At 63.1% G+C, this 26,325-nt stretch carries 32 protein-coding genes; 14 read left to right on the forward strand and 18 right to left on the reverse strand.

The window, feature by feature from the left end; translation table 11 throughout:
* Positions 1–5 precede the first annotated feature (5 nt).
* The 4 genes from msrB to NKH99_RS02530 all read right to left on the reverse strand — a co-directional run bounded on the left by msrB (position 6) and on the right by NKH99_RS02530 (position 2,683).
* Complete coding sequence (gene msrB / locus NKH99_RS02515) at positions 6–506, reverse strand: peptide-methionine (R)-S-oxide reductase MsrB (RefSeq protein ID WP_352682583.1); 501 nt, start codon at positions 504–506, stop codon at positions 6–8.
* Between the two features lie 174 nt (positions 507–680).
* Positions 681–1,238, reverse strand: coding sequence for a fasciclin domain-containing protein (locus NKH99_RS02520; protein WP_023677486.1), 558 nt, complete (start codon positions 1,236–1,238; stop codon positions 681–683).
* A gap of 204 nt (positions 1,239–1,442) precedes the next feature.
* Entirely contained in the window at positions 1,443–2,147 is a 705-nt protein-coding gene (locus NKH99_RS02525; RefSeq protein WP_353012365.1) for an anti-sigma factor, read from the reverse strand.
* A complete protein-coding gene (locus NKH99_RS02530; protein ID WP_352501141.1) occupies positions 2,144–2,683 on the reverse strand; it encodes a sigma-70 family RNA polymerase sigma factor in 540 nt (179 codons plus the stop codon). The genes NKH99_RS02525 and NKH99_RS02530 overlap by 4 nt, the downstream gene beginning before the upstream one ends.
* Positions 2,684–2,791: 108 nt before the next feature.
* Between NKH99_RS02530 and NKH99_RS02535 the strand changes: the two genes are divergently transcribed.
* Positions 2,792–4,306, forward strand: coding sequence for an amidase (locus NKH99_RS02535; RefSeq protein ID WP_353012369.1), 1,515 nt, complete (start codon positions 2,792–2,794; stop codon positions 4,304–4,306).
* A 91-nt stretch (positions 4,307–4,397) separates the two neighbouring features.
* A complete protein-coding gene (argB, locus tag NKH99_RS02540) occupies positions 4,398–5,291 on the forward strand; it encodes an acetylglutamate kinase (RefSeq protein ID WP_023677482.1) in 894 nt (297 codons plus the stop codon).
* Positions 5,292–5,310: 19 nt separating this feature from the next.
* Here argB and bchE read toward each other — a convergent pair whose 3' ends face one another.
* Together bchE and NKH99_RS02550 are read right to left on the reverse strand one after the other, a co-directional pair.
* The gene (bchE, locus tag NKH99_RS02545) at positions 5,311–6,849 is read right to left on the reverse strand and encodes a magnesium-protoporphyrin IX monomethyl ester anaerobic oxidative cyclase (RefSeq protein ID WP_353012372.1); all 1,539 of its coding nucleotides are present in this window, start codon (positions 6,847–6,849) and stop codon (positions 5,311–5,313) included.
* A 102-nt stretch (positions 6,850–6,951) separates the two neighbouring features.
* Positions 6,952–7,428 (reverse strand): Lrp/AsnC family transcriptional regulator, encoded by a 477-nt coding sequence (locus NKH99_RS02550; protein ID WP_352455982.1) that lies wholly within the window; start codon positions 7,426–7,428, stop codon positions 6,952–6,954.
* 140 nt (positions 7,429–7,568) lie between these two features.
* On the opposite strand from NKH99_RS02550, the gene phhA reads away from it, so the two are divergent.
* A complete protein-coding gene (gene phhA, locus NKH99_RS02555; RefSeq protein ID WP_353012375.1) occupies positions 7,569–8,402 on the forward strand; it encodes a phenylalanine 4-monooxygenase in 834 nt (277 codons plus the stop codon).
* Positions 8,403–8,410: 8 nt separating this feature from the next.
* On the opposite strand, the gene NKH99_RS02560 is transcribed toward phhA, so the two are convergent.
* Positions 8,411–8,896 carry a MarR family winged helix-turn-helix transcriptional regulator gene (locus NKH99_RS02560; RefSeq protein ID WP_352455980.1) on the reverse strand — a complete coding sequence of 162 codons (486 nt, stop codon included), beginning with the start codon at positions 8,894–8,896 and terminating at the stop codon, positions 8,411–8,413.
* Positions 8,897–8,989: 93 nt separating this feature from the next.
* Here NKH99_RS02560 and NKH99_RS02565 point away from each other — a divergent pair, with 93 nt between their 5' ends.
* Entirely contained in the window at positions 8,990–9,157 is a 168-nt protein-coding gene (locus NKH99_RS02565; RefSeq protein WP_352455979.1) for a hypothetical protein, read from the forward strand.
* 49 nt (positions 9,158–9,206) lie between these two features.
* Here the strand turns inward: NKH99_RS02565 and NKH99_RS02570 are convergent, their stop codons facing one another.
* Positions 9,207–9,968, reverse strand: a complete 762-nt coding sequence (locus NKH99_RS02570; RefSeq protein WP_023677477.1) for a GGDEF domain-containing protein — start codon at positions 9,966–9,968, stop codon at positions 9,207–9,209.
* Positions 9,969–10,129: 161 nt separating this feature from the next.
* Here NKH99_RS02570 and NKH99_RS02575 point away from each other — a divergent pair, with 161 nt between their 5' ends.
* A complete protein-coding gene (locus tag NKH99_RS02575) occupies positions 10,130–10,837 on the forward strand; it encodes a pyrimidine 5'-nucleotidase (RefSeq protein ID WP_353012378.1) in 708 nt (235 codons plus the stop codon).
* A 34-nt stretch (positions 10,838–10,871) separates the two neighbouring features.
* On the opposite strand, the gene NKH99_RS02580 is transcribed toward NKH99_RS02575, so the two are convergent.
* The gene (locus NKH99_RS02580; RefSeq protein WP_352455976.1) at positions 10,872–11,711 is read right to left on the reverse strand and encodes an LOG family protein; all 840 of its coding nucleotides are present in this window, start codon (positions 11,709–11,711) and stop codon (positions 10,872–10,874) included.
* Between the two features lie 145 nt (positions 11,712–11,856).
* Here NKH99_RS02580 and dapD point away from each other — a divergent pair, with 145 nt between their 5' ends.
* The 4 genes from dapD to NKH99_RS02600 all read left to right on the forward strand — a co-directional run bounded on the left by dapD (position 11,857) and on the right by NKH99_RS02600 (position 15,365).
* Positions 11,857–12,711, forward strand: coding sequence for a 2,3,4,5-tetrahydropyridine-2,6-dicarboxylate N-succinyltransferase (gene dapD / locus NKH99_RS02585; RefSeq protein ID WP_352455975.1), 855 nt, complete (start codon positions 11,857–11,859; stop codon positions 12,709–12,711).
* Positions 12,712–12,741: 30 nt separating this feature from the next.
* Complete coding sequence (locus NKH99_RS02590) at positions 12,742–13,119, forward strand: DUF805 domain-containing protein (protein ID WP_352539950.1); 378 nt, start codon at positions 12,742–12,744, stop codon at positions 13,117–13,119.
* Positions 13,120–13,140: 21 nt separating this feature from the next.
* Positions 13,141–13,929: a hypothetical protein gene (locus NKH99_RS02595; protein WP_352455973.1), complete on the forward strand. Its 789-nt coding sequence runs from the start codon at positions 13,141–13,143 to the stop codon at positions 13,927–13,929.
* A gap of 335 nt (positions 13,930–14,264) precedes the next feature.
* Positions 14,265–15,365: a GGDEF domain-containing protein gene (locus NKH99_RS02600; RefSeq protein ID WP_353012381.1), complete on the forward strand. Its 1,101-nt coding sequence runs from the start codon at positions 14,265–14,267 to the stop codon at positions 15,363–15,365.
* Here the strand turns inward: NKH99_RS02600 and NKH99_RS02605 are convergent.
* Complete coding sequence (locus NKH99_RS02605; RefSeq protein ID WP_353012384.1) at positions 15,355–16,386, reverse strand: 2-dehydropantoate 2-reductase; 1,032 nt, start codon at positions 16,384–16,386, stop codon at positions 15,355–15,357. The genes NKH99_RS02600 and NKH99_RS02605 overlap by 11 nt on opposite strands.
* Before the next feature lie 130 nt (positions 16,387–16,516).
* On the opposite strand from NKH99_RS02605, the gene dapE reads away from it, so the two are divergent.
* Together dapE and NKH99_RS02615 are read left to right on the forward strand one after the other, a co-directional pair.
* Complete coding sequence (gene dapE / locus NKH99_RS02610) at positions 16,517–17,716, forward strand: succinyl-diaminopimelate desuccinylase (RefSeq protein ID WP_352615021.1); 1,200 nt, start codon at positions 16,517–16,519, stop codon at positions 17,714–17,716.
* Between the two features lie 2 nt (positions 17,717–17,718).
* Positions 17,719–18,327 carry a transporter gene (locus tag NKH99_RS02615; protein ID WP_352615023.1) on the forward strand — a complete coding sequence of 203 codons (609 nt, stop codon included), beginning with the start codon at positions 17,719–17,721 and terminating at the stop codon, positions 18,325–18,327.
* Here NKH99_RS02615 and truA read toward each other — a convergent pair.
* From truA to def, 4 genes are read right to left on the reverse strand one after another with little or no spacing between them, the layout of a single operon-like run.
* Entirely contained in the window at positions 18,309–19,064 is a 756-nt protein-coding gene (truA, locus tag NKH99_RS02620) for a tRNA pseudouridine(38-40) synthase TruA (protein WP_353012391.1), read from the reverse strand. The two genes, NKH99_RS02615 and truA, sit on opposite strands and share 19 nt — an antisense overlap.
* A gap of 18 nt (positions 19,065–19,082) precedes the next feature.
* Complete coding sequence (locus tag NKH99_RS02625; RefSeq protein WP_352615027.1) at positions 19,083–19,592, reverse strand: GNAT family N-acetyltransferase; 510 nt, start codon at positions 19,590–19,592, stop codon at positions 19,083–19,085.
* Positions 19,589–20,518 carry a methionyl-tRNA formyltransferase gene (fmt, locus tag NKH99_RS02630; protein ID WP_352615146.1) on the reverse strand — a complete coding sequence of 310 codons (930 nt, stop codon included), beginning with the start codon at positions 20,516–20,518 and terminating at the stop codon, positions 19,589–19,591. The genes NKH99_RS02625 and fmt overlap by 4 nt, the downstream gene beginning before the upstream one ends.
* A gap of 16 nt (positions 20,519–20,534) precedes the next feature.
* Entirely contained in the window at positions 20,535–21,065 is a 531-nt protein-coding gene (gene def, locus NKH99_RS02635; RefSeq protein WP_352455964.1) for a peptide deformylase, read from the reverse strand.
* 103 nt (positions 21,066–21,168) lie between these two features.
* On the opposite strand from def, the gene NKH99_RS02640 reads away from it, so the two are divergent.
* Complete coding sequence (locus NKH99_RS02640) at positions 21,169–22,431, forward strand: DNA recombination protein RmuC (protein ID WP_352769475.1); 1,263 nt, start codon at positions 21,169–21,171, stop codon at positions 22,429–22,431.
* Positions 22,432–22,470: 39 nt separating this feature from the next.
* On the opposite strand, the gene NKH99_RS02645 is transcribed toward NKH99_RS02640, so the two are convergent.
* From NKH99_RS02645 to NKH99_RS02655, 3 genes are all read right to left on the reverse strand, one after another.
* Positions 22,471–22,875, reverse strand: a complete 405-nt coding sequence (locus NKH99_RS02645; RefSeq protein ID WP_352769472.1) for a GFA family protein — start codon at positions 22,873–22,875, stop codon at positions 22,471–22,473.
* A 67-nt stretch (positions 22,876–22,942) separates the two neighbouring features.
* Positions 22,943–23,905 (reverse strand): cation diffusion facilitator family transporter, encoded by a 963-nt coding sequence (locus NKH99_RS02650; protein ID WP_352977479.1) that lies wholly within the window; start codon positions 23,903–23,905, stop codon positions 22,943–22,945.
* Positions 23,906–24,027: 122 nt separating this feature from the next.
* Positions 24,028–24,837, reverse strand: coding sequence for a transglutaminase-like domain-containing protein (locus NKH99_RS02655; RefSeq protein WP_352501143.1), 810 nt, complete (start codon positions 24,835–24,837; stop codon positions 24,028–24,030).
* 215 nt (positions 24,838–25,052) lie between these two features.
* On the opposite strand from NKH99_RS02655, the gene NKH99_RS02660 reads away from it, so the two are divergent.
* The gene (locus NKH99_RS02660) at positions 25,053–25,178 is read left to right on the forward strand and encodes a hypothetical protein (RefSeq protein WP_013528464.1); all 126 of its coding nucleotides are present in this window, start codon (positions 25,053–25,055) and stop codon (positions 25,176–25,178) included.
* Between the two features lie 148 nt (positions 25,179–25,326).
* Complete coding sequence (locus NKH99_RS02665; protein WP_352539941.1) at positions 25,327–25,632, forward strand: DMT family transporter; 306 nt, start codon at positions 25,327–25,329, stop codon at positions 25,630–25,632.
* An 82-nt stretch (positions 25,633–25,714) separates the two neighbouring features.
* Here NKH99_RS02665 and NKH99_RS02670 read toward each other — a convergent pair whose 3' ends face one another.
* Positions 25,715–26,143 carry a DUF6481 family protein gene (locus NKH99_RS02670; protein ID WP_023718183.1) on the reverse strand — a complete coding sequence of 143 codons (429 nt, stop codon included), beginning with the start codon at positions 26,141–26,143 and terminating at the stop codon, positions 25,715–25,717.
* Positions 26,144–26,325 lie beyond the last annotated feature (182 nt).

The raw sequence follows: 26,325 nt of genomic DNA on the forward strand, positions 1-26,325 counted from the left end.
CGTCCTCACGCCGTCGCCGGCTTGAAGGTCAAGGCAACGCCATTGATGCAGTGTCGCAACCCGGTCGGCGGCGGACCGTCGTCGAATACGTGGCCGAGATGGCCGCCGCAGCGGCGACAATGGACCTCCGTGCGGGTCATGCCCAAAGACCTGTCCACGGTCTTGCCGACGGACTTCGGGATTTCCTGCCAGAAGCTCGGCCAGCCTGTGCCGGAATCGAACTTGGTCTCTGACGAATAGACCGGCAGGCCGCAGCCGGCGCAAGCGAAGATGCCTTTGCGGTGCTCGTTGAGCAGCGGACTGGTGCCTGGGTATTCCGTGCCCTCCTTGCGCAGCACATTGAAGGCCGCGTCGGACAGGATGGCGCGCCACTCGGCTTCGGTCTTGGTAACCTCGAAAGTCTCAGCCGCGCGTGCATCCTGGGCTCCGCCCATGCGCAGCGCGGTGGCGCCTGCGACAACGCCAATGGCTGCCGCACCACTCAAAAGAAGCTCGCGACGGTTCATGGCCATTCCTCCTGTCATTGCTTGTGCCAAATTCGACCGCCACACGGAAATCAAAAGCCGGTGACGATCGCTGTCCTCAAAGCGGGACTCCGCGCCTATCCACATCTTGCGTGAACGGCGCGGAGTGTGCGCAGGGAGGCCCTTAGCGATATCTTCGCCGGCAGCGTGCGTTTGTTACATCTTCGGCAGGAGAACCTTGTCGACGACGTGGATGACGCCGTTGGACTGCTCGACATCGGCGATCGTCACATTGGCGACGTTGCCGTTCTCGTCGGTCACGGTGACCTTGCCGCCGTCGGCCTTGAGCGACAGTTCGCAACCACCGACCGTCTTGACCTTGTGGGTGCCGCCGTCGTTCTTGACCATCTTGGCGACGTCGGCGGCCATCGCTTTGGCGCCGATGACATGGCAAGTCAGGATCTTGACGAGCTTGTCCTTGTTTTCAGGCCTGAGCAGCGTCTCCACCGTGCCGGCTGGAAGTGCCGCAAAGGCCTCGTTGGTCGGCGCGAACACAGTGAAGGGGCCAGCGCTTTGCAGCGTATCGACCAGGCCGCCTGCCTTGACGGCAGCGACCAGCGTCGTGTGGTCCTTCGAGTTGACAGCATTTTCGACGATGTTTTTCTGGGCATACATGGCGGCGCCGCCGACCATCGGATTTTGAGCATAGGCAATGGTGGCGAGCGCGGAAATGGCGACCGTGCCGGCAAGCAAAAGGGTGGCGAATTTACGCATGATTTCAATCTCCTCTGGTTATCGTTCCCCTCATTTGGGAACGCAAGGAGATACGCGATAGAAATGCTGGAGTTTCGCCCTCTCCGCAAAAAAATATTTGTCGCTGCAATTTGCCCGGCGCGGATCGACAGCCGCTAACAAGCTTTGCAGGCGTTTAAATCGCGGGAGATAGATTTCAGGTCTGCTTCCGGAGATGAGAAGCGGTCAGATGCTCTTCAGATCGCCCGCTGCGACCACCGGTCCAGTCGGCTGGCCGGTCGGTGAACCGCCGGCAGGCTCAACGCTGACCGCAAGCACGGCGCCTTGCGCCAATTTCTCCTGGACGGCGGGCGGGATGGGCAAATGCGCGGTCGCACCGGCCGGGATGACGCCCATCGACACCGGCGCCTTCTTGCCTTCGATCATCCACAGTTCGAAGTCCTTGCCGGCGGCCCGCTCGCCGGAAACGTGAGAAAGACCGACCTCTTGACGGGCGGCATCGTAGACGACGAGATATTTGACGTCGCTGCCTTCGGCCGCCAGCGAGGCGACAAGCCGCGCCTGCGGCGGTTCCGTGGACGGGCGGAAGTAAGGCACGGCGATGTAGATCGCCAGCGCCGCAATGGCGGCGGCGGCAAGACCGCGCCAGAAGCCAAGGCTCGACCACAGGCCGGCGCGCGGCTCTGCAGCGAAAAGCCGGCGGTCCAATGCTTCCTTGACCCTGATCGGAGGCTCTGTCTCCGGATAGGCGGCGGCCATCGGCGAAAGATGCGCCTCCCAGGCATCGACAAGGCGCGCGAAGGCGGCGTCCGCATCGATGCGGCGCGACGCGATCTCGCGTTCATCGGCGGCCAGAACGCCAAGAACGTATTCGGCGGCGAACAGGTCGTCGCCCCCACGTTCCGGTCCATTGTCGTCAGCCAGCGTCATCTCTCCAGGCATTCTCTCAGTTTCAACAGGCTGCGCCGCAGCCAGGTCCGCATCGTGTTCAGCGGTACGCCATAGCGCTCCGCCAGTTCGGCATAGCTTTTGCCATCCAGATAGGCGCCCCGAACGGCCGCCGCCCGGTCCTTCTCCAATTCCTCGAGACAATGGTAGATGCGTTCGGACTCACCGCCCGCCACGGCCATGGCCTCCGGCCCCGGCGCCGGATCGGCCACGTCGAGCGCGGCATCGATATAGGCGGCAGGCTCTCGCCGCGCCCTGATCCGATCGATCGCATGATTGCGCGCAATGGCCACCAGCCAGGAGATCGGGCTCAGATCCGAAACGGCGAAACGGTCCGCCTTCGTCCATATCTTGACGAAGACCTCTTGAAGCGCTTCTTCAGCATCTCCCCGATCCTTCAATACACGAAGGCAGACGCCGAAAAGTTTCGCGCTGGTCTGCCGGTAGAGCAGATCGAACGCAGCCCGGTCCTTCATCGAAGTCCGGACAATCAGGTTGCTGATGTCCTGCGGCGTCATCCGCCGCCAAATTAGGCGATTGCAATGCATTTGCAACGACTGAAATGGTCTTGCGCACCGGCAGCGCCAGCCTCGATTGCCAATGAAATCGCCGCCCGCTAGCTTGCAATGAGCGGGAGGGCGACCATGTCGATCGAGCGGGTTCTGTGGGAGCATGACGCAACCGGCCAGGCCGCACTCGTGCACAAGGGAGAGATCACACCGCAAGATCTCGTCGATGCGGCGATCGCCCGGGCCGAGGCCACCCTGCCGGAGATCAACGCCATCGCCGAACCGCTTTTTGAGGCGGCGCGGGCGCGAGCGAAAACCGTCGACCACAAGCTGCCGCTTGCCGGAGTGCCCTTTGCGCTGAAGGACCTCGGCATCGCCATGAAAGGCGTGCCGACGCATGGCGGCAGCCGCATCCCAGCTTTCACCCCCGATTTCAGCTCGGTGATGACGGAACGCTATCTGGCCGCCGGCCTGATCCCGATCGCCACCAGCACCGCACCCGAACACGGGCTGAGGCTGGTGACCGAGTCGGTGGCTTACGGCGTCACCCGCAATCCATGGAACACCGCGCACACGTCCGGCGGTTCCTCGGGCGGTGCGGCTGCGCTGGTCGCGGCCGGCGTCGTGCCGGTGGCGCATGCCTCGGATGGCGGCGGCTCGATCAGGGTGCCTGCCGCTTGCACCGGGCTGGTCGGGCTGAAAACCTCGCGCGGCCGCGTACCCTTGACGCCGCTCGTCACGGAAAGCTGGTACGGCTTCGTCGTCGACCATGCGTTGGCCCGCTCGGTGCGCGATACGGCCCTGCTGCTCGACCTGACCCACGGGCCCGACCCGCTGTCGCCCTACGCGGCACCCTCGCCGAACGGCAGTTTCACTGCGGCCGCCGGGCGCGATCCGGGCAAGCTCAAGCTCGCCTTCTATCGAAAATCGCCGCTCGGCTTGCCGATATCGGAAGAGACGTTGAAAGCTCTGGATGCGGCGATTGCGCTGGCGCGCGAAGGCGGGCACAGCGTCGAGGAGATCGACCTGCCCTATATCGATCGTGATTTCATCGCCGATTTCGCCAGAACCGTCGCCGCGGCGGTGGCCGGCACGATGCGTGGCGAGGCCTTGCGCGTCGGCCGCTCCATCTCAGGCGACATCGAACGCGCCACGCGCGTGATGAGCCGGTTCGGTGAAATCCTCTCGGCCGGCGAAATCTATGCCGGCCTGCAGCGGCTGCACGCAACCTCGCGCCGGCTTATCACCGAAACCGCGCACTATGATGCAGTGCTGATGCCTGTCATCGCGCACCCGCCGCTCGCCTGCGGCACCATGGACCCGAAAGGCGCCGACGAATTCATCGAGAATGTCCTGGACAGACTGCGCCTCGCCGGCCTGCTGAAGTTCAAGCCGCTATTCGGCCAGCTGATGGACAAGAGCCTGTGGTTCACCCACTGGCCGGCGATCCAGAACGTCAGCGGGCAACCGTCGATCACGCTCCCGGTTTACGTCACCGATGCCGGCCTGCCGCTCGGCGTCCAGGCCGCCGGCCGCCCCGGCGACGAGGAAACGCTTTTGTCGTTCGCCGCGCAGATGGAAAGGATCTCGGGCTGGCTGGGCCGACGGGCGCCGCTGCAGCGGCCGGCATAGGCGGTGATTTGATCGATCGTGACCGCAAAGCCGTTTGCCCCCTCGTCCAATTCCCGCTAAGACGCCGCCGTTCATGCTGGGAACCACGCCGATGACGGATGTCGCCGCCACCGCCGAAATGCAGGCCGCGCTGCTTTCAAGGGCGCTGCCCTATATGCAGCGCTACGAGAACAAGACGGTCGTGGTGAAATATGGCGGCCACGCGATGGGCGACATCGCGCTCGGCAAGGCTTTCGCCCGCGACATCGCACTTTTGAAACAATCCGGCGTCAACCCGATCGTCGTGCATGGCGGCGGGCCGCAGATCGGCGCCATGCTCAGCAAGATGGGCATCGAATCCAAATTCGAGGGCGGCTTGCGCGTCACCGACCAGAAGACCGTCGAGATTGTCGAGATGGTGCTGGCCGGGTCGATCAACAAGGAGATCGTCGCGCTGATCAATGCCGAGGGCGAGTGGGCGATCGGCCTGTGCGGCAAGGACGGCAACATGGTGTTTGCCGAAAAGGCGCGAAAGACCATGATCGATCCGGATTCCAACATCGAACGGGTGCTCGACCTGGGCTTCGTTGGTGAGCCTGTCGAGGTCGACCGCACATTGCTCGACCTCCTGGCGCGGTCCGAAATGATCCCGGTGCTGGCGCCGGTGGCACCCGGCCGCGACGGCCATACCTACAACATCAACGCCGACACTTTTGCCGGCGCCATCGCCGGCGCCTGCCAGGCGACGCGCCTGCTGTTCCTTACCGACGTGCCCGGCGTGCTCGACAAGGACAAGAAGCTGATCGACGAGTTGACCGTGGCCGAGGCCAAGGCCCTGATCAAGGACGGCACTGTCTCGGGCGGCATGATCCCCAAAGTCGAGACCTGCATCGAGGCAATCGAGCGCGGCGTCGCAGGCGTCGTCATCCTCAACGGCAAGACGCCGCATGCGGTGCTGCTCGAGCTGTTCACCGAACACGGCGCCGGCACGCTGATCGTGCCGTGAGGCCGGGTGTCTGAGAGGCTCAAGCGTTTGGCGAAATAGCGGTCACGGACTTACGCGGCAGGCGTTCGACAACCATCGATTCCTCTTCCTCGTCTTGCGGCGCGCCCCAGAATTCGGCGAGCGTCGGGCCATTTTTGAGGCGGCGGTCGCGGACCAGAAAGCCCCAGACTTCGCGAAACCAGACGCGGCGGCCCATTCTGGTGTACCAGCGCATCGAATGCCGTTGCTCCGGATCCTTGTGGAACAGGATGCGCGCCAAGGCCTTGGGCCGCGACTGCACCGCCAGTTCGATCAGCTTGACGGCGAAGAACAGCATCCACGGCTTGAGGCGGGTCATCCGCAGGACCTGATGCTTGTAGTCCCACAGGCGGGCGTCCAGCTGGATCACCTTGCGGTCCCTGGCAATCCTGAAGAACGGCGTCCAGCGATGCGGCGTCACATAGAGCGCCTGGATCTGGTCGGGGTCATAAGCGATCAGCTGGCGGAAGCCGCGCCAGAGGTCGCGCAAACTTTCGTCCTCGAAACCGGCCACCCAGGTCGCCATCGACAAGATGCCGTTGAGGCGCAGCAGCCGTATCGCCTCGCGGTCGGACGAGGTGCTGCCGCCCTTGCGGATCAATGCAAGCGTCCGCTCGTCGGTGTTTTCCATGCCAAGCAGCCAGCGGATGACGCCGGCCCGGCGATAGAGATGCAGGCTGTCGGCGTCGCGGACGATGTCGTCGGCGCGGGTGGAGCCGACGATCAGCACCGGCACATTCTCGGCGATCATCGCATCGAGAAAGGCGCGCCAGGCTTTTTTGGACGACGTCGGGTTCTCGTCGGCAAGGTTGATCAGCTCGACGCCATGCTCGCGGTACAGCCAGGCAATCTCCCGCGCGAACTTCCCGGGGTCGCGGTGCCGCCAGCGCGTCCAGAAGCCGCGCTGGCCGCAATAATTGCACAGATGCGGACAGCCTCGCGAGAACTGCATGACCACCGCGCGCTTGCCTCCCCAATAGCTGTAGCGACTGAAATCGATCAGTTCCCAGCCGATGCGGTAGTCGTCCAGGTTGGTGATCGTTCTTGTTGGCCGGGTTGCAAAGGGCCGGCGCAAAACGTCAGGAAAGGCGATGCCCGCCACATCCGACAGCGGCTTGCGGTTTTCAAGCGCTTCGACCAGCGCGACGATGGTCGCCTCGCCCTCGCCGCGCACGATGAAGTCGAAGACATTCGTTTCAGCCAGTATGTCGCGCCAATGATAGGTCGGAAACACGCCGCCATAGATCAGGATTGTCGCTGGCTGGATGTCCTTGACCATGCCGGCGATCAGCAGGGCTGTCGGATGCGCAGAGGTCGAGCCGGAATGGCCGATCAGAATGCAGTGGGGATGATCGCTCAAGGCGTCCCGGACCAGCGTGGCAAGCGCCATCGGCCCGAATTCGGCGTCCACAAGCCGCACTTGATGTCCCGCGTCGATCAGCGGACCGCCCAGTGCCAGCAAACCGAGCGGTGGCAGATGGTCGTCCGGCACACGGCTGCCGACGGCGGTATGCGGCGGGTTGATCAGGACGATTTTCATGGCGGACCTTATGCAATGGCGGTCCGCATGTCGTAGTCGGCGATCTAGCTCTGGAGATTGGCTCGCTTCAGCAGTTTGTGTGCAGCTTTTCCGCAGAAATGCCTATCGTCTGAGATGTGCCAGCGGCACATGGCCGGGCCCCTTGATGTTCTGCAGCACTAGCTGCGTGTGTACGTCGCGCACGCCTTCGAGCCGCATCAGCCGGTGCATGACGAAGGCATTGAGTTCGTCGACCGACGGCACCATGACATGCAGCAGGAAATCGTAGTCTCCAGTCATCGTCCAGCACGACGACACCTCGTCCATGCGCTGCACGGCGGCGATAAAGTTTTCGGGCGAGCCGTCGCTGTGAGTTACGAGACGCACCTGGATGAAGACCTCGACCATCAGACCGACGGCGCGGCGGCTGAGCACCGCGGCGAAGCCCTTGATGATGCCCGCCTGCTGAAGAGCCTCGAAGCGCCGCGCGCAAGGTGTCGTCGACAGGCCGATCTCCTGCGCCAATTCGGAGACCGGCTTGCGACCGTCGCGCTGCAGGATGTCGAGCATCTTGATCTCGAATTCGTCAAACTGAGGCATTTTCACTCTCCCAAAGCTCGATCGTGGAGCCTTTTACCTCCAACCCTGCGTTTGAGCCACCATCAAAGCTGATTTGCCTCGCGCTATCCGGCTAGAGTTTCCGGCAATCCGCTGATCATGATTTCCAGGGAGAGCAAGCCATGACAATGAACGTTGCCGACTATGCCCGCGAATGCGCGGCGCGAGGTCTTCGCGGCGATTATTCGGTCTGCCGTGCCGATTTCACCGTGGCGCAGGGCTACAATTATAGCGACGAAGAACAGGCGGTGTGGCGCACGCTGTGCGACCGCCAGACGAAGCTGACCAGGAAGCTCGCCCACCATTCCTATCTCGATGGCGTTGCGGCGCTCGGCCTTCTCGACAAGATCCCGGATTTCGGTGCGGTCAGCGAGAAGCTGCGCAAGCTCACCGGCTGGGAGATCGTCGCTGTGCCGGGGCTCATCCCCGCCCAGCCGTTCTTCGACCACCTCGCCAACCGCCGCTTCCCGGTCACCAACTGGCTGCGAACCCAAAAGGAGCTCGACTACATCGTCGAGCCCGACATGTTCCACGATTTCTTCGGTCACGTGCCGATCCTGACGCAGCCGGTCTTTGCCGACTTCATGCAGATGTATGGCAAAAAGGCCGATAGCGTGATTGCGCTCGGCGGCGACGAGATGATCACCAGGCTTTACTGGTACACCGTCGAATACGGGCTGATACGCGAGCCGGGCCAGCCGCTGAAGGCTTTCGGCGCCGGGCTGATGTCATCCTTCACGGAGCTTCAGTTCGCGGTCGAAGGCGGCGAGGCGCACCATGTCCCCTTCGACCTGGAAACCGTAATGCGCACCGGCTACGAGATCGACAAGTTCCAGCGTGCCTATTTCGTGCTGCCGTCGTTCAACGCCCTGCGTGATGCTTTCGAGACCGCCGATCTTGCGGCGATCGTGGCGCGCCGCAAAGGCGAGCCAGCGCTCGACCCGGCGAGCCTATAGGCTGTCGGTTATTCCAACGCCTCGGCCTTCAGCCGGGCCAGCTGGTCGCGCTGAAGGTCGAGGGACGCCGTAACGAAGCGCAGGATCGTGGCGAGCTCAGTGTCGCTGAATGTGGCGATCACCTTTTCCCCCTCCTGCGCGATCGCGCCATAATAGCGCGTCGATAGTTCTCGTGTGAGTTCCGTCGCCTCTATGACCACCTTGCGCCTGTCCTCAAGGCTGCGCGTTCGTGTCAGCAGGCCGCGTGCCTCCAGCCGGTCGATCAGCGCGGTGACCGCGGCCGGCGTCAACCCTGTTGCGGCCGCGACCTCGCCAGCCGATCGCGGGCCGCCATAGAGCAGCGCCAGGCAATGGCGTTCCGCCATACTCAGCCCAAGCCTATCGCCCACTGCCTCGTCATAAGCCTGCGTCGCGTCCTGCCAGCCCATAATGGCAAGGCTGATGGCGGTCTTCATGTCGGCCCGATTCATGCTTGACGAATTTATTTCGATCATCTAACTATCAAACTGCCTAACATTATGGCTATTATAGTAATATGCTGCATCAGGCGCAAGGCAAGGCCTGTCGCAGCCTGCAAGGAGTGAAACATGAATCAGACCCCGACGCGCGGCCCACTCACACCGGCCGAGGAGTTCAAATATGCCAAGCTGGCGATGGAGTGGTATGGCTGGGGCTCTCCCATTGGCCTTGGCATCGCTCTGGTGGCGGTGGCGGCGGCCGCCCTGCTGTTCCGCATCGCCATCTTCGGATTTTGACAGTCTGGCAGTGGCGCGGTTGAATGCAGCAGAAGGCTTAGGGCCGAGCTCAGGCGGCTTCGGAAATATCGCGGTCGATGATCGACAGATTACGGCCGCGATGCTTGGCCTCGTAGAGCCGCTGGTCGGCGGCGCGCATTAGCTCCGACACTGCGGCGTCTCTGCCGCAGGTGATGCCGCCAATACTGACTGTCAGCGGAACCGTTCGTTCGTCGACGGGCCGGAAACGGATACGCTCGACTTCACGGCGGATGCGCTCGGCGATGCGCCTGGCCTCGTGTTCGGTGGCACCAATCAGAAGGGCGCAGAATTCCTCGCCGCCGATGCGGCCAAGCACGTCGCCGCTGCGCACGCCACGCTCTATCGCGTTTGCAATCAGGAGCAGCGCATCGTCGCCGATCAGATGGCCGTAGCTGTCGTTGATGGTCTTGAAATGGTCGGCATCGACGATCAGCAATGCCCCGCGATCGGATTTGCGCCGGGAGCCGTCGAGAGCGGCAAAGAAACTTTCGCGGTTGAGCATGCCGGTCATGTCGTCGCGGCTCGCCTTTTCCGCCAAGCGCCTGTGCGCGGCGGCGAGTTGGGCATGGGCGCGGGCGAGCTCGCGATGCGCGGTCTGCAACCTTTCGCCCTGCCAGAACGTATAGGCGCCGACGCTCCAGGCCAGCGCGAGCGGGCACACGGTGGATGTCAGCCAGATGGTGCGATTGATCGGAAACCCCATTGCCGGCACGACGATCAGCGTCAGCAAAAGCGAGACCGCGACGGAGGCGAAAGCGATGGCGGCAGACTTTAGAAATATGCGATTCATCGCTTGCTCCCACTGGTCCGTCTTGGTTCCAGCAAAGCGCTGAATGTCACCTTTCGGCGATGCTTAAGATTTTAATCATGGCGCCATTTTTACCACCCAGGGCGCGCATAGGTTGTGGATAAACCTCCTGTTAGAAAGATCGTTTCGTGCCATAAGGACGTATGACGACACTTCCCGACCCCGCCCGCTTTGCCCATGTCACCGACTGGGTGTTCGATCTCGACAACACGCTTTATCCGCATCATTCGAATCTGTTCTCGCAGATCGATGTGAAGATGACCGCCTACGTCGGAGAATTGCTGACGCTGCCGCGCGAGGAAGCACGCAAGCTGCAAAAGGAGCTCTACCGCGAATATGGCACGACGCTGAACGGATTGATGACGCGCCACGGCATCGACCCCGACGATTTTCTCGAGAAAGTGCACGATATCGATTATTCCTGGCTGGTGCCCGATCCCGTCCTCGGCACCGCCATTCGCCAGCTTCCCGGCCGTAAATTCATCTTCACCAACGGGGATCGCCGGCATGCCGAACGCACCGCGCGGCAGCTGGGCATTCTCGAGCATTTCGATGATATTTTCGATATCGTCGCAGCCGGACTGAACCCGAAGCCGGCGCGGCAATCCTATGAGAAATTTGCCGAACTCCACGCCGTTGCCGGGCAAAATGCGGTGATGTTCGAAGATCTTGCCCGCAACCTGTCGGTGCCGAAATCGCTGGGCATGACCACGGTGTTGGTGGTGCCGCGCAATTTCGAGCCGACCTTCTCGGAAATCTGGGAACGCGACCCGGCCAACGAGGACGATGTGGACTTCGTCACCGACGACCTCGCCAGCTTTCTCACGGCGATCGTGGAAGTCCCTGCTTGAGGCAGCCGGCGCGCTTCAAGTCCTTGCTTGCATGTCAAAGTTTATAGAAGCGGCTGACGATCCCCCAGGCCTCGTCAGCGGTATCGACGAAATCGATGATATCCTGATCGCCGGGTGTGATCGTGCCTTGCTCGGCGAGGAAATCGAGGTCGATCGCCTTTGCCCAGAAAGCCTTGCCGAACAGAATGACCGGCACGCGTTCCATGCGGCCGGTCTGGATCAGGGTCAGCGTCTCGAAGAACTCGTCCATCGTGCCGAAGCCGCCTGGAAACACCGCAACGGCCTTGGCACGCATGACGAAATGCATCTTGCGGACCGCGAAATAGTGGAAGTTGAAGCAGAGTTCCGGCGTCACGTAGGCGTTTGGCGCCTGCTCGTGTGGCAGCACGATATTGAGACCGATCGACGGCGCGCCAACATCGTCGGCGCCACGATTGCCGGCCTCCATGACACCCGGCCCGCCGCCGGTCACCACGACGAATTCGCGATAGTACGAGGTGGCCGACTGCTGTGAGCAGAGGCGGGCGAATTTGCGCGCCTCCTCGTAATATTTGCTGTTTTGCTCGAGGTTCTTCTTCTGCGTCTCGTTCTTGGCCGCCCAGGCTTCGCCGCCGGGCTCGGGAATGCGGGCGCCGCCGAACAGGATGACGGTCGATTGGATGCCGCGCTCGGCCAGGATCATCTCCGGTTTAAGCAGTTCGAGCTGCAGTCTGACCGCACGCAACTCGCGCCGCGTCATGAAATCGGGATCGTTCCAGGCCAGCCGATATGTCTCCGCGCGCGTTTGCGGCGTGTCCGGCACGCTTCTCGACCGCTCCAGATCCTCGTCCGAATGCGGCAGCGGCGTCCATCCCGCCTTTTCCATGGGAGTCATATTTGCTTTACCCGTCCAATCATTCACCTGCGCCGTCCCGTGACGCTGCCGCGATTGACCCTCCCCAAGCCTTCACATAGGGTCCGCGCGACTTTCAAACAGGTTAAGGCGCCGGCCCTTAACAGCTTGGTAATGGAGCGAATTCATGTCGAAGCCCGATCTCGCGAGCCTCGAGGAGATTATCGAGAACGCCTTCGAGGAACGCGACACGATTTCGACCGCAACCCGCGGCGAGACGCGCGAGGCCATCCAATCGGCGCTCGACCTGCTCGACCGGGGCGTCGCACGCGTCGCCGAGCGGCAGGCCGACGGCAAATGGCACGTCAACCAGTGGCTGAAAAAAGCGGTGCTGCTGTCGTTCCGGCTCACCCCGATGGAGATCATAGAGGGCGGTCCCGGTCAGGCGGTATGGTGGGACAAGGTGCCCTCAAAATTCGACGGCTGGAGCGCCGTCGATTTCGAGAAGGCGGGCTTCCGCGCCGTGCCGTCGTCGATCGTGCGCCGCTCCGCCTACGTCGCGCCCGGCGCCGTGCTGATGCCGTCCTTCGTCAATGTCGGCGCCTATGTCGACAGCGGCACCATGGTCGACACCTGGGCTTCGGTCGGCTCCTGTGCCCAGATCGGCAAGAATGTGCATCTGTCAGGCGGCGTCGGCATCGGCGGTGTGCTGGAGCCGATGCAGGCCGGCCCAACCATCATCGAGGACAATTGCTTCATCGGCGCCCGTTCCGAAGTGGTCGAAGGCTGCATCGTTCGCGAAGGCTCGGTGCTCGGCATGGGCGTCTTCATCGGCCAGTCGACCAAGATCGTCGACCGTGCCACCGGCGAGATCTTCTACGGCGAGGTGCCGCCTAATTCCGTCGTCGTCGCCGGCTCGCTGCCGGGCAAGCCTTTTCCAAACAACGAGCCCGGCCCCAGCCTCTACTGCGCCGTCATCGTCAAGCGGGTCGACGCCAGGACCCGGTCCAAGACCTCGATCAACGAATTGCTTCGCGATTGATCTTTCTCAACGAACACGGACGGAATTCGCTTGCCTGAAAGATCCGACCTCATCTGGCTTTTCTTCAAAGCTTCGGGCCGCGTCAGCCGCGCGGCCTATTTTCTTGGAGGACTGCTGGTGGCCATCATACAGGCCTTCCCGCTCTACCGTTTCACGCTGGTGCCGGAGGGCACCACCGAGAGCAACATGTGGTCGTTCATTTTCTTCATCGCCTTCATTGCCTCGCTTTGGTCGAACGTGGTGCTGGCGGTCAAGCGGTTGCACGACCTCGACAAGCCGGGCGTTGCGGCGCTGGTGCTGTTCGTGCCGGTTGTCTCGATCATCGCTTTCCTCGTGCTTTGCCTGTTTCCAGGGCAACCCGGCCCCAACCGCTACGGCAAGCGCACCAACGCCCCGGCCGAACCCTGAGCACCGATCGGACATTTCGTCATGCGCTACCGCTCGCTTGATCCGAAACTGATCCTCGAAACCGCCGAACGGCTGGAAGGGCGCGTCGCCGAGCGCTTTCCCGATGCAGGCTTGCGCGGCGTCGCCGCCGAGCTCGTGTCGCTGTCGCGCGATCTGGCAAAGGCAGCCAAGGCGCTGGAGGCGCCGATCTGGTGGCTGCGCGGCCTCATCATCGCCGCCTTCGTCGTCGGAGCGCTGATGTTCCTGTTCGTCGGCACAATCCTGCCGCTCGGCCGCATCTCGGGAAACCACGATGCCTTCCAGTCGGTGCAAGGCATCGAAGCCTCCCTCAACATGATCATCCTCGCGGTGCTGGGCTTCCTGGCCCTGATTCGCTCCGAGGAGCGGATCAAGCGCAAGCGGGTGTTTCGCCAGCTTCACGGGCTGCGGTCGCTGATCCACGTCATCGACATGCACCAGCTGACCAAGGATCCGGCAACGCTTTCAGCCAGTTTCAAGCCGACTGCGCATTCGCCAGCCCGCATCACCAACGCCGCCGACCTTGCCCGCTATCTCGACTACTGCTCCGAAATGCTGTCGATCACCGGCAAGATCGCCGCGCTGTTCGCGCAATCGGTGAATGACGCCGTGGTCATCGACGGCGTCAATGACATCGAGAACCTGGCTTCGAACCTCTCGCGAAAGATCTGGCAGAAGATCACGCTGATCGAAACCCCTCATGGGCAGCCGGCACGTGCGGCGAAGACCGATCCCGAGCCGGGTCCGCCGCGTCGGCCTGCAGTCCGCAGACGACCGGGGCCGGCAAGCTAAAACCGGCGACCCGGCGGCAGATCGGCTAGAACGGTTCATCGTTTCGCAGAAACGCCGAACCGCTGTATCTTTTTGTTTTGACGCAATTCCGGACGGAAAACCGCTTCACACTTTTCCTGGAATTGCTCCAGAGCGGCGGAACGGGGAGTTCCGAAAGCCCGGTTTTGCGCCGGATGCTCTAAGCGAATGTTAATCACCCTGGCCCAGCATGCCGGCGAAGACTGTGTCGACCGGCACGGAGCGCTCGACTGGCAAGCGACCTATCCCTGATCACCAAGGAGCCGCGCAAAACGTGGAGCGCCGCCGCTCGCCTGTTTGCCTGGTTCTCTTCGCCGATGAAATTGGAACCGGAAGCTGTCCGCGCCCGGCTTCTCGACACCACCTTCGACCGCAAATTCGCAGTCCTGTTCGGCACCATCAGCGTTCTGTTGGTTGCAGTCAGCGCCGCTCTTGCCACCGGGGATTGGTGGCCCTACGCCTGGATTGCCGCCGACGTGATGCTTTTCACCGTCCGCGTGCGGCTGATGCGGGAATGCGAGCAGGCCCGCAGGCGCGGCTCGAAAGGGCCGCTGGCGGGCCTGATGGCAGCCAGCGGCGTCTGGTCGGTCGTTTTCGGCCTCGGCTGCTATGGCTGTGTTGCCAGCGGGAATATGGCGCTTTCCGTACTTGCCGCCTTGAATGTCGCAGGCGTCGTCGGCGTGGTGTCGTCACGCAATGCGGCGACCCCGCGCTTCGCCATATTCGTCATGTTGGCCGTAAGTCTGCCTTACGTGGTCGGTGCATTGTTTTCTGCGGCGCCCGGAATGCCGATCGTCGGAATTCAAACGCCGTTCTATGTGGCCGGCGTCATCATCGTGCTGCTTCAGAACCACGCAATCAATGCCCGCATGATTCGCGCCGAACTGGACAATCGCGACCTGGCCATCAAGGACGCGCTGACCGGCCTGCCAAACCGCATCTTCCTGCAGGAGAAATTGCGCGACATGTGCCGCGACCTTGCGGCGCCGGCCGCTAATGGCGGCAAGCCGTTTGCAGTGCTCAGCATGGATCTCGACGGTTTCAAACAGGTCAACGACCGTTTTGGCCACGCTGTCGGCGACGTGCTGCTGCGCAAGGTGGCCGAACGATTGAAGCGCGGCTTCCGTCCGGGGGACGTGGTCTTCCGCATTGGTGGCGATGAATTTGTCATCCTTTTGCCCGCAACCTCGGAGATCGAGGCCACCTACCTGGCAAAGCGGGCCATCGAAAAGGTCTCGGTGCCTTTCGACCTCGGGGTCGGTTCCGCCATCCATGTCGGCTTGAGCGTCGGCAGCGCCTTCGCACCTGCCGACGGCGGCGATCCGGAAATCCTGCTCACCTGTTCCGACCATGCGCTGTACGAAGCCAAGCGCACCGGCAAGGGCCGTTACTGGGCGCCTGTGCGGGCTACGATCTGACGGACGCGACAACGGCTTCCGGCGACAGGCAGGGCGATCCGCCTCTTTCCTGCTCGACCGCGCGCACCAATGCCGTCACGCGCTTCAGCAACGGCGCCGGCGTGCCGGCCTTTTCGGCCAAACGCAAGGCCGCGCCTTGCAGTTCGCCGATCTCCGAGGGCCGGCGGCGCTGAAGGTCATCCCACATCGACGAACGCGCGGCCGGATCGATGGCAAGCATCCGACGCGCCAAGAACTTGAACAGCCAGTCGGGCAGGCGAAGCACTTTCGGCAGCAGCGCGGGACGCAGGCCGGCGATGCGAGCGGGTTCGATGCCTGTCGCCATCATTGCCCCCAATGCTTCGTCGATCTGGCCGGCCAGGATCAGCCGCCAGCGGCGATCGGCAAGCTCTGCCGCCAGCGGCAGGCCGGAAAGCGCCACCAGCGCGTTGTTGAGGTTGAGCAGCAGCTTGCCCCATAGCACCGCTTCGATGTCACCATGTGTGGCGACGGCAAAGCCCTCGACGTCGAGCAGTTCGTCAAGGCCTGTCGCGCCCTGTTCGATCATCACCTTGCCGCCGCTGGCGCGGTGCAGGCGAAGCGGCAATTCGCCCTCCGGTGATTGGACCACGTTGAACGGCACCATGCCCGCGAGCACCCGCCGGGCGGTGAGATGGGCTCGCAACTTATCGGCATTGTCGACGCCGTTCTGCAGACTGAGTACCACCGCATCCGGTCGGGCATGGGCCGCAATAAGCCCGGCCATGTCTTGCGTCGCGCCGCTCTTGACCGTTAGCAGGATGACATCGGCACCGGGGAATGCCGCGGCCGGATCGGCGGTGACCGACAATGCCTCCGGCTTGACGGATCGGTCGCGGCCATCACGGTCGGTGATGCGCAATCCACCTTTTTGCAGCGCCTTCTCGATGCGAGGCCGCGCCAGCAGAACCACCTTTCGCCCGGCAAGTATCAGGCAGCCGCCGGCGTAGCACCCGATACTGCCGGCACCGGCGATTACGATCGTCCTGCCATGCGTGATCATGCGATGGCCCTGTCCTGGTTGAGAGGCCTTGCCGCAACTTATACGGCATGAAAACCATAATGTCGGCGGCATGGCTGGCCCTTATGTCTGGCCGTGACAGGCCTTGCGCTTTCGACTATCGCTTTTGCCCATGACGCTGCCTACCGATCCGACCAGAAATCTGGCTGCTCTCATCCGCTGCGCTTCCGTGACGCCCGCCGAAGGCGGTGCGCTGAGCGCGCTGGAAGAAATGTTGAAGCCGCTCGGCTTTGCCGTCGAGCGCCCGGTGTTTTCCGAATCCGGCACACCTGACATAGAGAACCTTTACGCGCGGCGTTCCGGCAACGGCCCGCATCTGATGTTTGCCGGCCATACCGATGTGGTGCCGGTGGGCGATGAAACAGCCTGGACGCACCCACCCTTTGGCGCCGAGATCGCCAATGGCGAGATGTTCGGCCGCGGCGCCGTCGACATGAAGGGCGGCATTGCTTGTTTCGTCGCGGCGGTAGCGCGACATATCGCGCAGAAGGGCGGCCCGAAGGGGTCGGTCTCGCTGCTGATAACCGGCGACGAGGAAGGGCCGGCGATCAACGGCACGACGAAGCTGCTCGAATGGGCGGCTGCCAAGGGTGAGAAATGGCATGCTGCGATCGTCGGCGAGCCGACCAATCCCGACGCGCTCGGCGATATGATCAAGATCGGCCGGCGCGGCTCGCTCTCCGGCACGGTCGTCGTCAACGGCCGCCAGGGCCACGCCGCCTATCCGCAGCTAGCCGACAACCCGGTGCGCGGCCTGGTGACGCTGGTCGACGCCTTGCTTCACCCCGTCTTCGACAACGGAACAAGGGATTTCCAGCCGACCAATCTTGAGGTCACCTCCATCGACGTTGGCAACCCTGCCACCAACGTCATCCCGGCGAAGGCGGCGGCTACCTTCAATATTCGCTTCAACGACATATGGACCGCCGAGACGATCCAGGCCGAGATCCACAACCGCCTCGACCGGGCGGCGAAACGCAAGAAATACCGCGCCGGCAAGAAGACGCCGGTCGACTACGAGATCGTCTGGCGCGACGGACCGAGCCACGTTTTCCTGACACGCGACGACAGGTTGATCGAGACGCTTGGCGGCTCGATCAAGGCGGTGACCGGCAGGAAGCCGGCGCTCTCCACCTCCGGCGGCACCTCCGATGCCCGCTTCATCAAGGATTATTGTCCGGTGGTCGAATTCGGACTGGTCGGCAAGACCATGCACATGGTCGACGAACGCGTGGCGATTGCCGACCTCGAGACGCTGACGCAGATTTATCTGCGCTTCGTTGAAGACTGGTTTGCGCAGGACATATCCTAGTGATGCTTTCAGCGGATGAAACCTACGCTTCGCTTGCCGGTGCCTGGCGGCTGATGCTCGGCAAGGCCGACGGATTTCGCCTGCTCGACCTTTCGGCGGACGGTTTCTGGAACTCCTTTTTTGCCATCGTCGTCGCGGCGCCGGCACTGATCGTCGGCTGGGTCGGTATTGCCAACGAGATCGGCGATCCCAACGCATTCGTCGGCCGTTTCAGCATGTTGATCCGCCTGGCCACCGTCGATATCGGCGCCTGGGTGCTGCCGCTCATAGGCCTCGCCCTGGTGGCGCCGCGGGTCGGCGTCGGCGGCCGTTTCGTCCATTATGTCGTGGCCAGCAATTGGGCCTCGGCGATCATCGCCTGGATGATGCTGCCATCGGCGTTGATCCGGCTTTTCCTGACGTCGGCCAGCGAAGTCTCCGGACTCGTGTCGCTGCTGTTATTCGCGCTGTCGATGGTATTGACCTGGCGGATGACCAACGTTGCGATCGGCAGGGGTGCGGCCACCGGCAGCGCCGTTTTTGCCGGCATGTTCGTGGCGTCGCTGATCGTCCTGTTCGGCCTGCAGGCGCTGCTCGGGATCAGCGTTCCGGATCAGCCAGGCGTCGGATAATCGACGCCGACGAGAAACAGCCCGTCGGGCGGCGCCACCTGACCGCAGGCCGCACGGTCGCGCGCCTCAAGCGCCGCCTTGAGGTCGGCAACAGTCCAGCCGCCTTCGCCGACACGTTTGAGCGAGCCGACCATCGAGCGCACCTGGTTGTGCAGGAATGACCGCGCCGAAGCGCGGACCTCAATGAAATCGCCCGCCCGGCTGACATCCAGCCGGTCGAGCGTGCGGACGGGGCTGGTGGCTTGGCACTGGGTCGAGCGGAAGGTGGTGAAATCATGCCGGCCAAGCAGCACCTTTGCCGCTTCGTGCATGGCACCGGCATCGAGCTGCTTCGGTACCCACCAGATCTTGCCCTTGTCGAGCGCCGCCGGCGCGCGGCGATTGACGATGCGGTAGAGGTAATGGCGGCTGATCGCCGAGAAACGCGCATCGAAGCCATCCGGCACGACGGCGGCCTTCAGGATGGCGATGCGCACCTTGGCCGCCTGCAGATGCGCGTTGACGGCGTCGCGCACCTTGTCGCCGGGCCATGCCTTGATCAGATCGACATGCGCCACCTGAGCGGTCGCATGGACGCCGGCATCGGTGCGGCCGGCGGCGCGCAGCGAAACCTGCTCACCGCAGAAGTTCTCGATCGCCCGCTCGATCGCCTGCTGCACCGAAGGCTGGTTGGCCTGGCGCTGCCAGCCGGCGAAGAGACTGCCGTCATATTCGATGTCGAGGCGAAAACGCGGCATTCCCGGATCGAGGCGAAATCAGGCGGCGAGGGCTGAGCCGAAGGCCGAGGCGTAGACCAGCCTGCCGGTCTCGGGCGCCTCGCCCCAGGCAAGCGCCTGCAAAGCCTCGCTTTGGTAGTCGCTCTCGAATTTCGCTGCACGGGCGCGGCTGTAGCCGAAACGGCCATAGTAAGCGGGATCGCCGAGCACCACGGCGAGCGTCTCGCCAGCAGCCTTCAGGCGGATATGCGCCTCGCGGACCAGCGCACCGCCGATGCCGGTGCCGTGGAACGACGGCTCGACCGCCAAAGGAGCCAAAGCCACCGCCGGGAAGCTCTTGCCGCCATTCCGCACGAAAAGCCGTGAAAACAGGATATGGCCGACCACTTGCCCGTCTTCGTCCGCCACCAGTTCGACGACGGCATCACCGCCGGTGACCAGCGCGTCGACCAGTCCGGCCTCGGTCTGCTGGCCGAATGCGTGTTCTTCGACAAGGCGGATCGCCTCGCGGTCCCGCGGCGTCGCCGCGCGTATGGACATCATGCTCACGACAATTTCATTCCTTTTTCGAGCCTGGCCCCGCGCAGAAACTCCTGCGCGGCAATGGGCCTTGCGCCCGCACGTTGAACTTCGACCGGCCTGATCGCGCCTGACCCGCAGGCGACCGTCAGCCGGTCATCGAGAATTCCTCCCGGTTCGCCGGCGCCTTGCGAGAGCGTCGAGCGAAGCAGTTTCAGCCGTTCCACGCGGCCGCCGATTTCGGCCTCGCACCATGCACCGGGAAAGGGCGACAGGCCGCGAATCTGGTTGTGCACGTCGCCGGCAGGTCGCAGCCAGTCTATGCGAGTCTCCGATTTATCGATTTTCTTGGCGTAGGTCACCCCCACCTCCGCCTGTGTGGTAAATGTCAGCGTATTCCGCTCCAGCCGTTCGAGCGCTTGCACTATCAGCGAAGCACCCAAGACCATCAGCCGATCGTGCAGATCGCCGGCCGTCATGTCGGGTCCAATGGCGCATTTTTCAACCATTGCCACCGGGCCGGTGTCGAGGCCTTCCTCCATCCGCATCACCATCATGCCCGTTTCGGTATCGCCGGCCATGATGGCGCGCTGGATAGGGGCAGCGCCGCGCCAGCGCGGCAGCAGCGATGCATGGCCGTTGAGGCAACCGAGCCGCGGCGCCTCGAGAATGGGTTTGGGCAGAAGCAGCCCGTAGGCGACCACCACGGCGACGTCGGCACGCAACGCGCGGAACGCCTCCTGCTCCGCCTCGCCCTTCAGCGACACCGGCGACCGCACCTCGATGCCAAGCCGCTCGGCCTCGCGCTGCACCGGCGACGGCGTCAGTTCGAGCCCGCGCCGGCCGCCGGCGCGCGGCGGCTGCGTGTAGACGGCTGCCAACTCGTGCCCGGCCCCGGCAATCGCCCGCAGCGTCGGCACGGAGAATTCGGGCGTACCCATGAAGATGACACGCAGGGGCATTCGTCGACGCCTACCCCACCATCTTGCCCGGCGCCTTGTCCCTGGCGAGCTTCTTGAATTTCTTGACCACCATGTCGCGCTTCAGCTTGGAGATGTAATCGATGAACAGCACGCCGTTGAGGTGGTCGATTTCATGCTGCAGGCAGGTCGCCATCAGCCCCTCGGCCTCGATCTCCTGCAGCTTGCCATCGCGATCGAGATATTTCACCCGCACCGCGGCGGGGCGCTCGACTTCCGCATAGTAATCGGGGATCGACAGGCAGCCTTCCTCATAGACCGAACGCTGGTCGGAGCTTTCAAGGATTTCGGGATTGATGAAGACGTGCGGCGCCGGCGTCTCGTCCTCCTTGGCGAGGTCGATCACCAGCATGCGCAAGGGTTCGCCGACCTGGATCGCTGCGAGGCCGATGCCGGGCGCGTCATACATGGTGTCCAGCATGTCGCCGGCCAGTTTGCGCAAATCGCCATCGACACGCTCGACCGGTTTTGAAACCTGGCGCAGGACGGGATCGGGGAGGATGATAAGCGGCTTGATCGACATGGCGTCTCACCTAAGACCTCGCAGGAAAAGCGTCAACCGGGGCGCCTTCGGGTCGTTCACGTTTTGATCTGTGCTGGCAGACCGAATCATCTATGCTGTCGACATGAACGATCTGGCCACCATCCTGTCCGAACCTGTCGCCCGCCTAGGCGCCACCACGATCACGCTCGGCCATGCCCTGGGTTTCGGCGCAATGCTGTTCCTTGGACTGTTCGTGGCGCTCGTCGTTGCGCTCTGGCGATCGGCCAAGGCGCGTGCAGTGGCGGCCGCCGAAGCCGCCGACCACGCCCGCGACGCCGAGGTGCGGATGGCCGGCATCTTGGCAAGCCAGGCGGAAATGCAGGGCCGCATGGGCGCCATCGCCGAAGTGTTCGGGGCGCGCCAGGCGGAACTGACACAGTCGATCGGCCAGCGTCTCGATGCCATGACCGGCCGCCTGGGCCAGACCATGACCGAGCAGACGAGATCGACGCATGAGAGCCTCGCCAAGCTGCAGGAACGGCTGGCGGTCATCGATATCGCGCAAGGCAACATCCAGTCGCTGGCCGGCCAGGTCGTGCAATTGCAGGCGATCCTTTCCAACAAGCAGACGCGCGGCGCCTTCGGCCAGTCGCGTATGGAAGCTATCGTCGCCGACGGATTGCCGCACGGCGCCTATGAATTCCAGGCGACCTTGTCGAATGGCAGCCGGCCCGACTGCCTGGTGAAGATGCCGAACGGCGCACCGTCGCTTGCCATCGATGCAAAGTTTCCGCTCGAGGCCTGGAATGCCATCCGGGCCGCCGAAGGCGCCGAACTGCAGAAGACCGCCGCACAGGCTTTCCGCCGCGACATCGAGGTGCATGTCCGCGATATTTCCGAAAAATACCTGATCCAGGGCGAGACGCAGGACACCGCCTTCATGTTCGTGCCTTCGGAATCGGTGTTCGCCGAAATCCACGAGAATTTCGAGGCCGTTGTCCAGAAGGCGCATCGCTCACGGATCGTCATCGTCTCGCCATCGCTTTTGATGCTGTCGATCCAGGTCATCCAGGCGATCCTCAAGGATGCCCGCATGCGCGAGCAGGCACACCTGATCCAGGGCGAGGTTATCCGGCTGATGGAAGACGTCTCCCGGCTAGACGAGCGGGTGCGCAAATTGCAGACGCATTTCGGCCAATCGGCCAAGGACATCGAGGACATCCTGGTCTCGACATCGAAGGTGACCAGGCGCGGACAGAAGATCGAGGCGCTGGAGTTTGGCGTGCAGCCGGCGGAGGACACCCCCGGTTCGAATGGCAGCGGAGCAAAAGCGGAAAGCAGCCCGCGCGTCGCCGATTCGAAAACCGGGCAGTTGAGGCTAAGGGTCGTCGAAGGCGACGATTGAGAGCTGCGCCGGAACCGGAGGCTTCGCCCCGGTCTGGCGCTACTGCTCCTCGATGATGGTTGTGCCTTCGAATTCCGGCAGCCAATGCAGCGCCGAGCGGTGCCAGATCTGCTTTCTCGGCACCAGTTGCTCGCGCTGCCGTGCCGTGCCGACCCTGATACCGTAAACCTTCGGTCCCTCACCCGCCGAAGTGGCGTAGAGATGCGAGCCGCACTCACCGCAAAATGCCTGGGCGCGCTTGGCGCCGCTCGAACCGGTCTTGATGTAGATCTTCGGCGTGCCCTTGGTGATCCTGTAATTGTCCTCGGACGCCGGCACGGTGACGCGAAAGGCCGTTCCGGTTAGCTTCTGACAATCGATGCAGTGACAAATGGTGGTCTTTTCCGGATCGATCTCGGCCTCGTAAGTAATGGCGCCGCAATGACACCCGCCGTCGATTTTCATCTTCGTTCCTCCTGGAGCTTTTGCCCGCAATCATAACCGGGACTGCCCGATGGCGCAGCCATTTTCCTCAGGCTGGTTCCCCTCCGGACGCCGCCAAGGCCTTGCTCCGGCGTTCCCAGGTGCCGGTGGTCTGCGGTTTGACGAAGAGCCGCGTCACCTCCGGCATCTCCGCCTTCAGCCGCGTCTCCAGGCGCTCGACACAGGTCTCTATCTCCGGCGCCGACAAATGATCCTCGAACTCGATGCTCAAAGCGGCGACGATCTCCTGCGGACCCATATGCAGCGTCAGCGCGCCATTCGCCCGCTGCACCGCCGGGTCCTGCTGGACGATGGCCAGCACCTCTGTTTGCACCTCGGGCGAAGCCGGCTCGCCGAGCAGCAGGCTCTTGCTTTCGCGCGCCAGGAAGATCGCGGTCCCGCCCAGGATCAGCGCGATGCCGATCGACGCGGCGCCGTCGAGCTTCGGCATGTCCAGCAGTTCCGCCGCCGATATCCCGGCGAAGGCGACAACGAGGCCGAGAAGTGCCGCGCTGTCTTCGAACAGCACGGTGTAGACACTCGGGTCTTTGCTGAGCTGCACCGCCTCAAGCCAGCCGTGGCTGCCTTTTTGGTGGCGGAACTCCTTCAGCGCCACCAGCCAAGAGGTGCCTTCGAAGAGAAAGGAAAGGCCAAGGACAGCGTAGTTCACCTTGGCGTTGGCAATCGGCTCCGGCGTCATGATGTGCGTCACGCCTTCGTAGAACGATATGCCGGCGCCCAGTGCAAAGACGAGGAGCGCAACGATGAAGCTCCAGAAGTACAGCTCGCGGCCATGGCCGAGCGGATGCGTGCGGTCGGCCGGGCGCGCGGCACGGTGCATGCCGTAAAGCAGCAGGCTGCCATTGCCGGTATCGACGAGCGAGTGGACGCCTTCCGAGAGCATTGCCGAGCTGCCCGTGAACAAGGCAGCGGCGAATTTGGTCAGTGCGATCGCAAGATTTCCGGCGAGCGCCGCATAGATCACTTTTTTCGACCCGCCATGCGCCGCCATGGTGTGCTGCCTTGGTTGATGCACCGAGATTGGCGGAGCGCCCGCCCACGCTCCACAGTCCCCACAACGCCCGAAGTGCCCAGTTGTTCACAAGGTCAGTTGTTCAAAAGGGCGGCGCGGGGCTATTCGACGACCTCGTCCGTCCAGACCTTGAAGCCAGCCAGCGCGCCCGGCCCAAAAATGTGGGTCAGCGGCACATCGGCGGCATCGCGTCCGGAGGCAATCAGGATGCGGCCGATGCGCGGCGCGTTATTGCGCGGGTCGAACGCGTGCCAGCGGCCGCCGAGATAGACTTCCATCCAGGCGGCGAAATCCATGTCCGACCACGGCTTTGGCAGGCCGATATCACTGATATAGCCGGTGCAGTAGCGGGTCGGAATGTTCAGGGCGCGGCAGAAGGCAACAGCGAGGTGAGCAAAGTCCCGGCATACACCACTCTGCTCGCGATAGGCCTCGGCGGCGGTGCGCGTCGGCCGCGCATTGAAATAGTTGAAGACGATGTGGTTATGGACGAAGTCGCAGACCGCCTGGACGCGCGGAATGCCGAGCGGGGTGCTGCCGAACAGCCGCCACGCTTCATTCGACAGCACGTCGCTCTCGCAATAGCGGCTGGGCAGCAGGAACAGCAGCGTCTCCGACGGCAGATCGCGCACCTCGTGCTGCCACGCCGTCAGCTCGCGCGTCTCGAAGGAGCCGGGGTCGCGGATCACCGCGTCCGTGCCGAACGCAAAGCGCCCGGCCGGCGCAACGAAACGGTTGCACCAATTGCCGAAACTGTCGCGGTAGCTCTCGATCGGCACCGGCGGGTTCGACGTCAGGAAGTCCGGCCGCTCAAGATCGGATGCGCGCGAATAATGGACATTTAGCATCGCGATCAGCGGTGTTTCCTGCGGGAAGTCGAAGCTCATCTGGCAACCGATGTGGATCCGCATTGTCGTCCTGACCGGCCTGCCTGATCATCAGCTGGCGAAACGCGAGGGCTGATGCTGCAGTGCGAAGAAGACCATGGCACGGACCGCTGCGGTTTACGAGGGAATTAGAAACCGGTTGACAGCCCATCGGCCAGGCGACTGCACGGCAGCGGCCTCTTGCAGTCGAACGTTTTCTCTTGTTTCACTTCGCCAGATATCAACTGGAGGAACGAATCATGGCTAAGGGTGCGATGAAGGCAGGCAAGGAGGCCCGCAAGCCGAAGAAGGACGCGAAGAAACCGGCTCCGGCGCCGGCCCTGAAGGCACCGCCGGTGAAGGCGATGAAGCTGAAGGACAAGTAGAGCCGCAGCTACCGGCTTATTTCGACCGGCCGCAAACGCGGCCGGTATGATTGTTCATTAAGCTCACGCGCATCCCCTTGGATGCGGCGAAGGCAATTTTTGCGCTTTTCAAGAAATCGGCCGAAAGCCATCGAAACGGAGCGTTCCGATGTCGTCGGTTTTCCTGTTCCTCGCCGGCCTGTTCGAGATCGGCTGGGCGATCGGCCTCAAATACACCGACGGATTCTCGAAGCCGCTGCCAACCGTCCTGACGGTTGCCTCGATGATCGTCAGCCTGACCTTGCTCGGCCTGGCGCTGAAGGCGTTGGCGGTCGGCACCGCTTACGCGGTGTGGACCGGCATCGGCACGGCGCTGTTGGGGATATGGCTGCTCGGCGAGCCAGCGACGGCGATCAGGCTGGCCTGCATCGCGCTAATCGTCTGCGGCATCATGGGACTGAAGCTCGCGGCTTAGCCGATTCTGACAGACGAACGCGTTCGGGGCCGCTGCAAGGCGGCCCTGATTCTTGAATTCGGCTGATCAGTGCCGGAAGGCGCTATCGCGCGGAGAAGCCGGGCGGCGTCCTGCCGGTGCGCTGCTTGCGCGCGGCATAGCGTGCGTCACGCTTGGCCTTGCGTTCGGCCTCGTCGGCAAGAAAACGGGCGATGCGCTCGTTCTCTTCAGCTTCCCGGATCTTCGCTTCGGCCTGTGCGGCTTCTTCCGCGGCGATGCGTGCCGCTTCGGCAGCTGCCTCGCGCTCGGCCTTTTCGGCCGCTTCGCGCGCCAGCTTTTCCTGCTTCAGCCTGGCCTTTTCGGCCTCACGTATAGCGCGGGCCTCGAGGATTGCCTTGCGCTCGGCCTGTCGTGCCAGCACCGCTGGATCATCTGCCGCCGGCTTTGCCTTGAAGCGCTCCAGAAGCGCCTTCTTTGCCTCGTTTGCGGCATTGCGCCGCTCGAAAACGTCTTTTTCCCTATAGATAGCCAAGTCCACTTCCCTGAAGTCAATTTGCGACGCTTACATACGCGCGAAAACCGAGAGTTCAAGCGCCAAAACGGTATGCCAGCCATGAAATTCTGATCTGTTGCAGCCGGGAGACGCCATTTCGATTGAATTCGGCTGAAAGGCACCCGCACTGTTCACCATCCAGGCATCTGGCGGGGCGGCGG

It is taken from the genome of Mesorhizobium sp. M0854, from assembly GCF_040319815.1.
GTDB lineage: Bacteria > Pseudomonadota > Alphaproteobacteria > Rhizobiales > Rhizobiaceae > Mesorhizobium.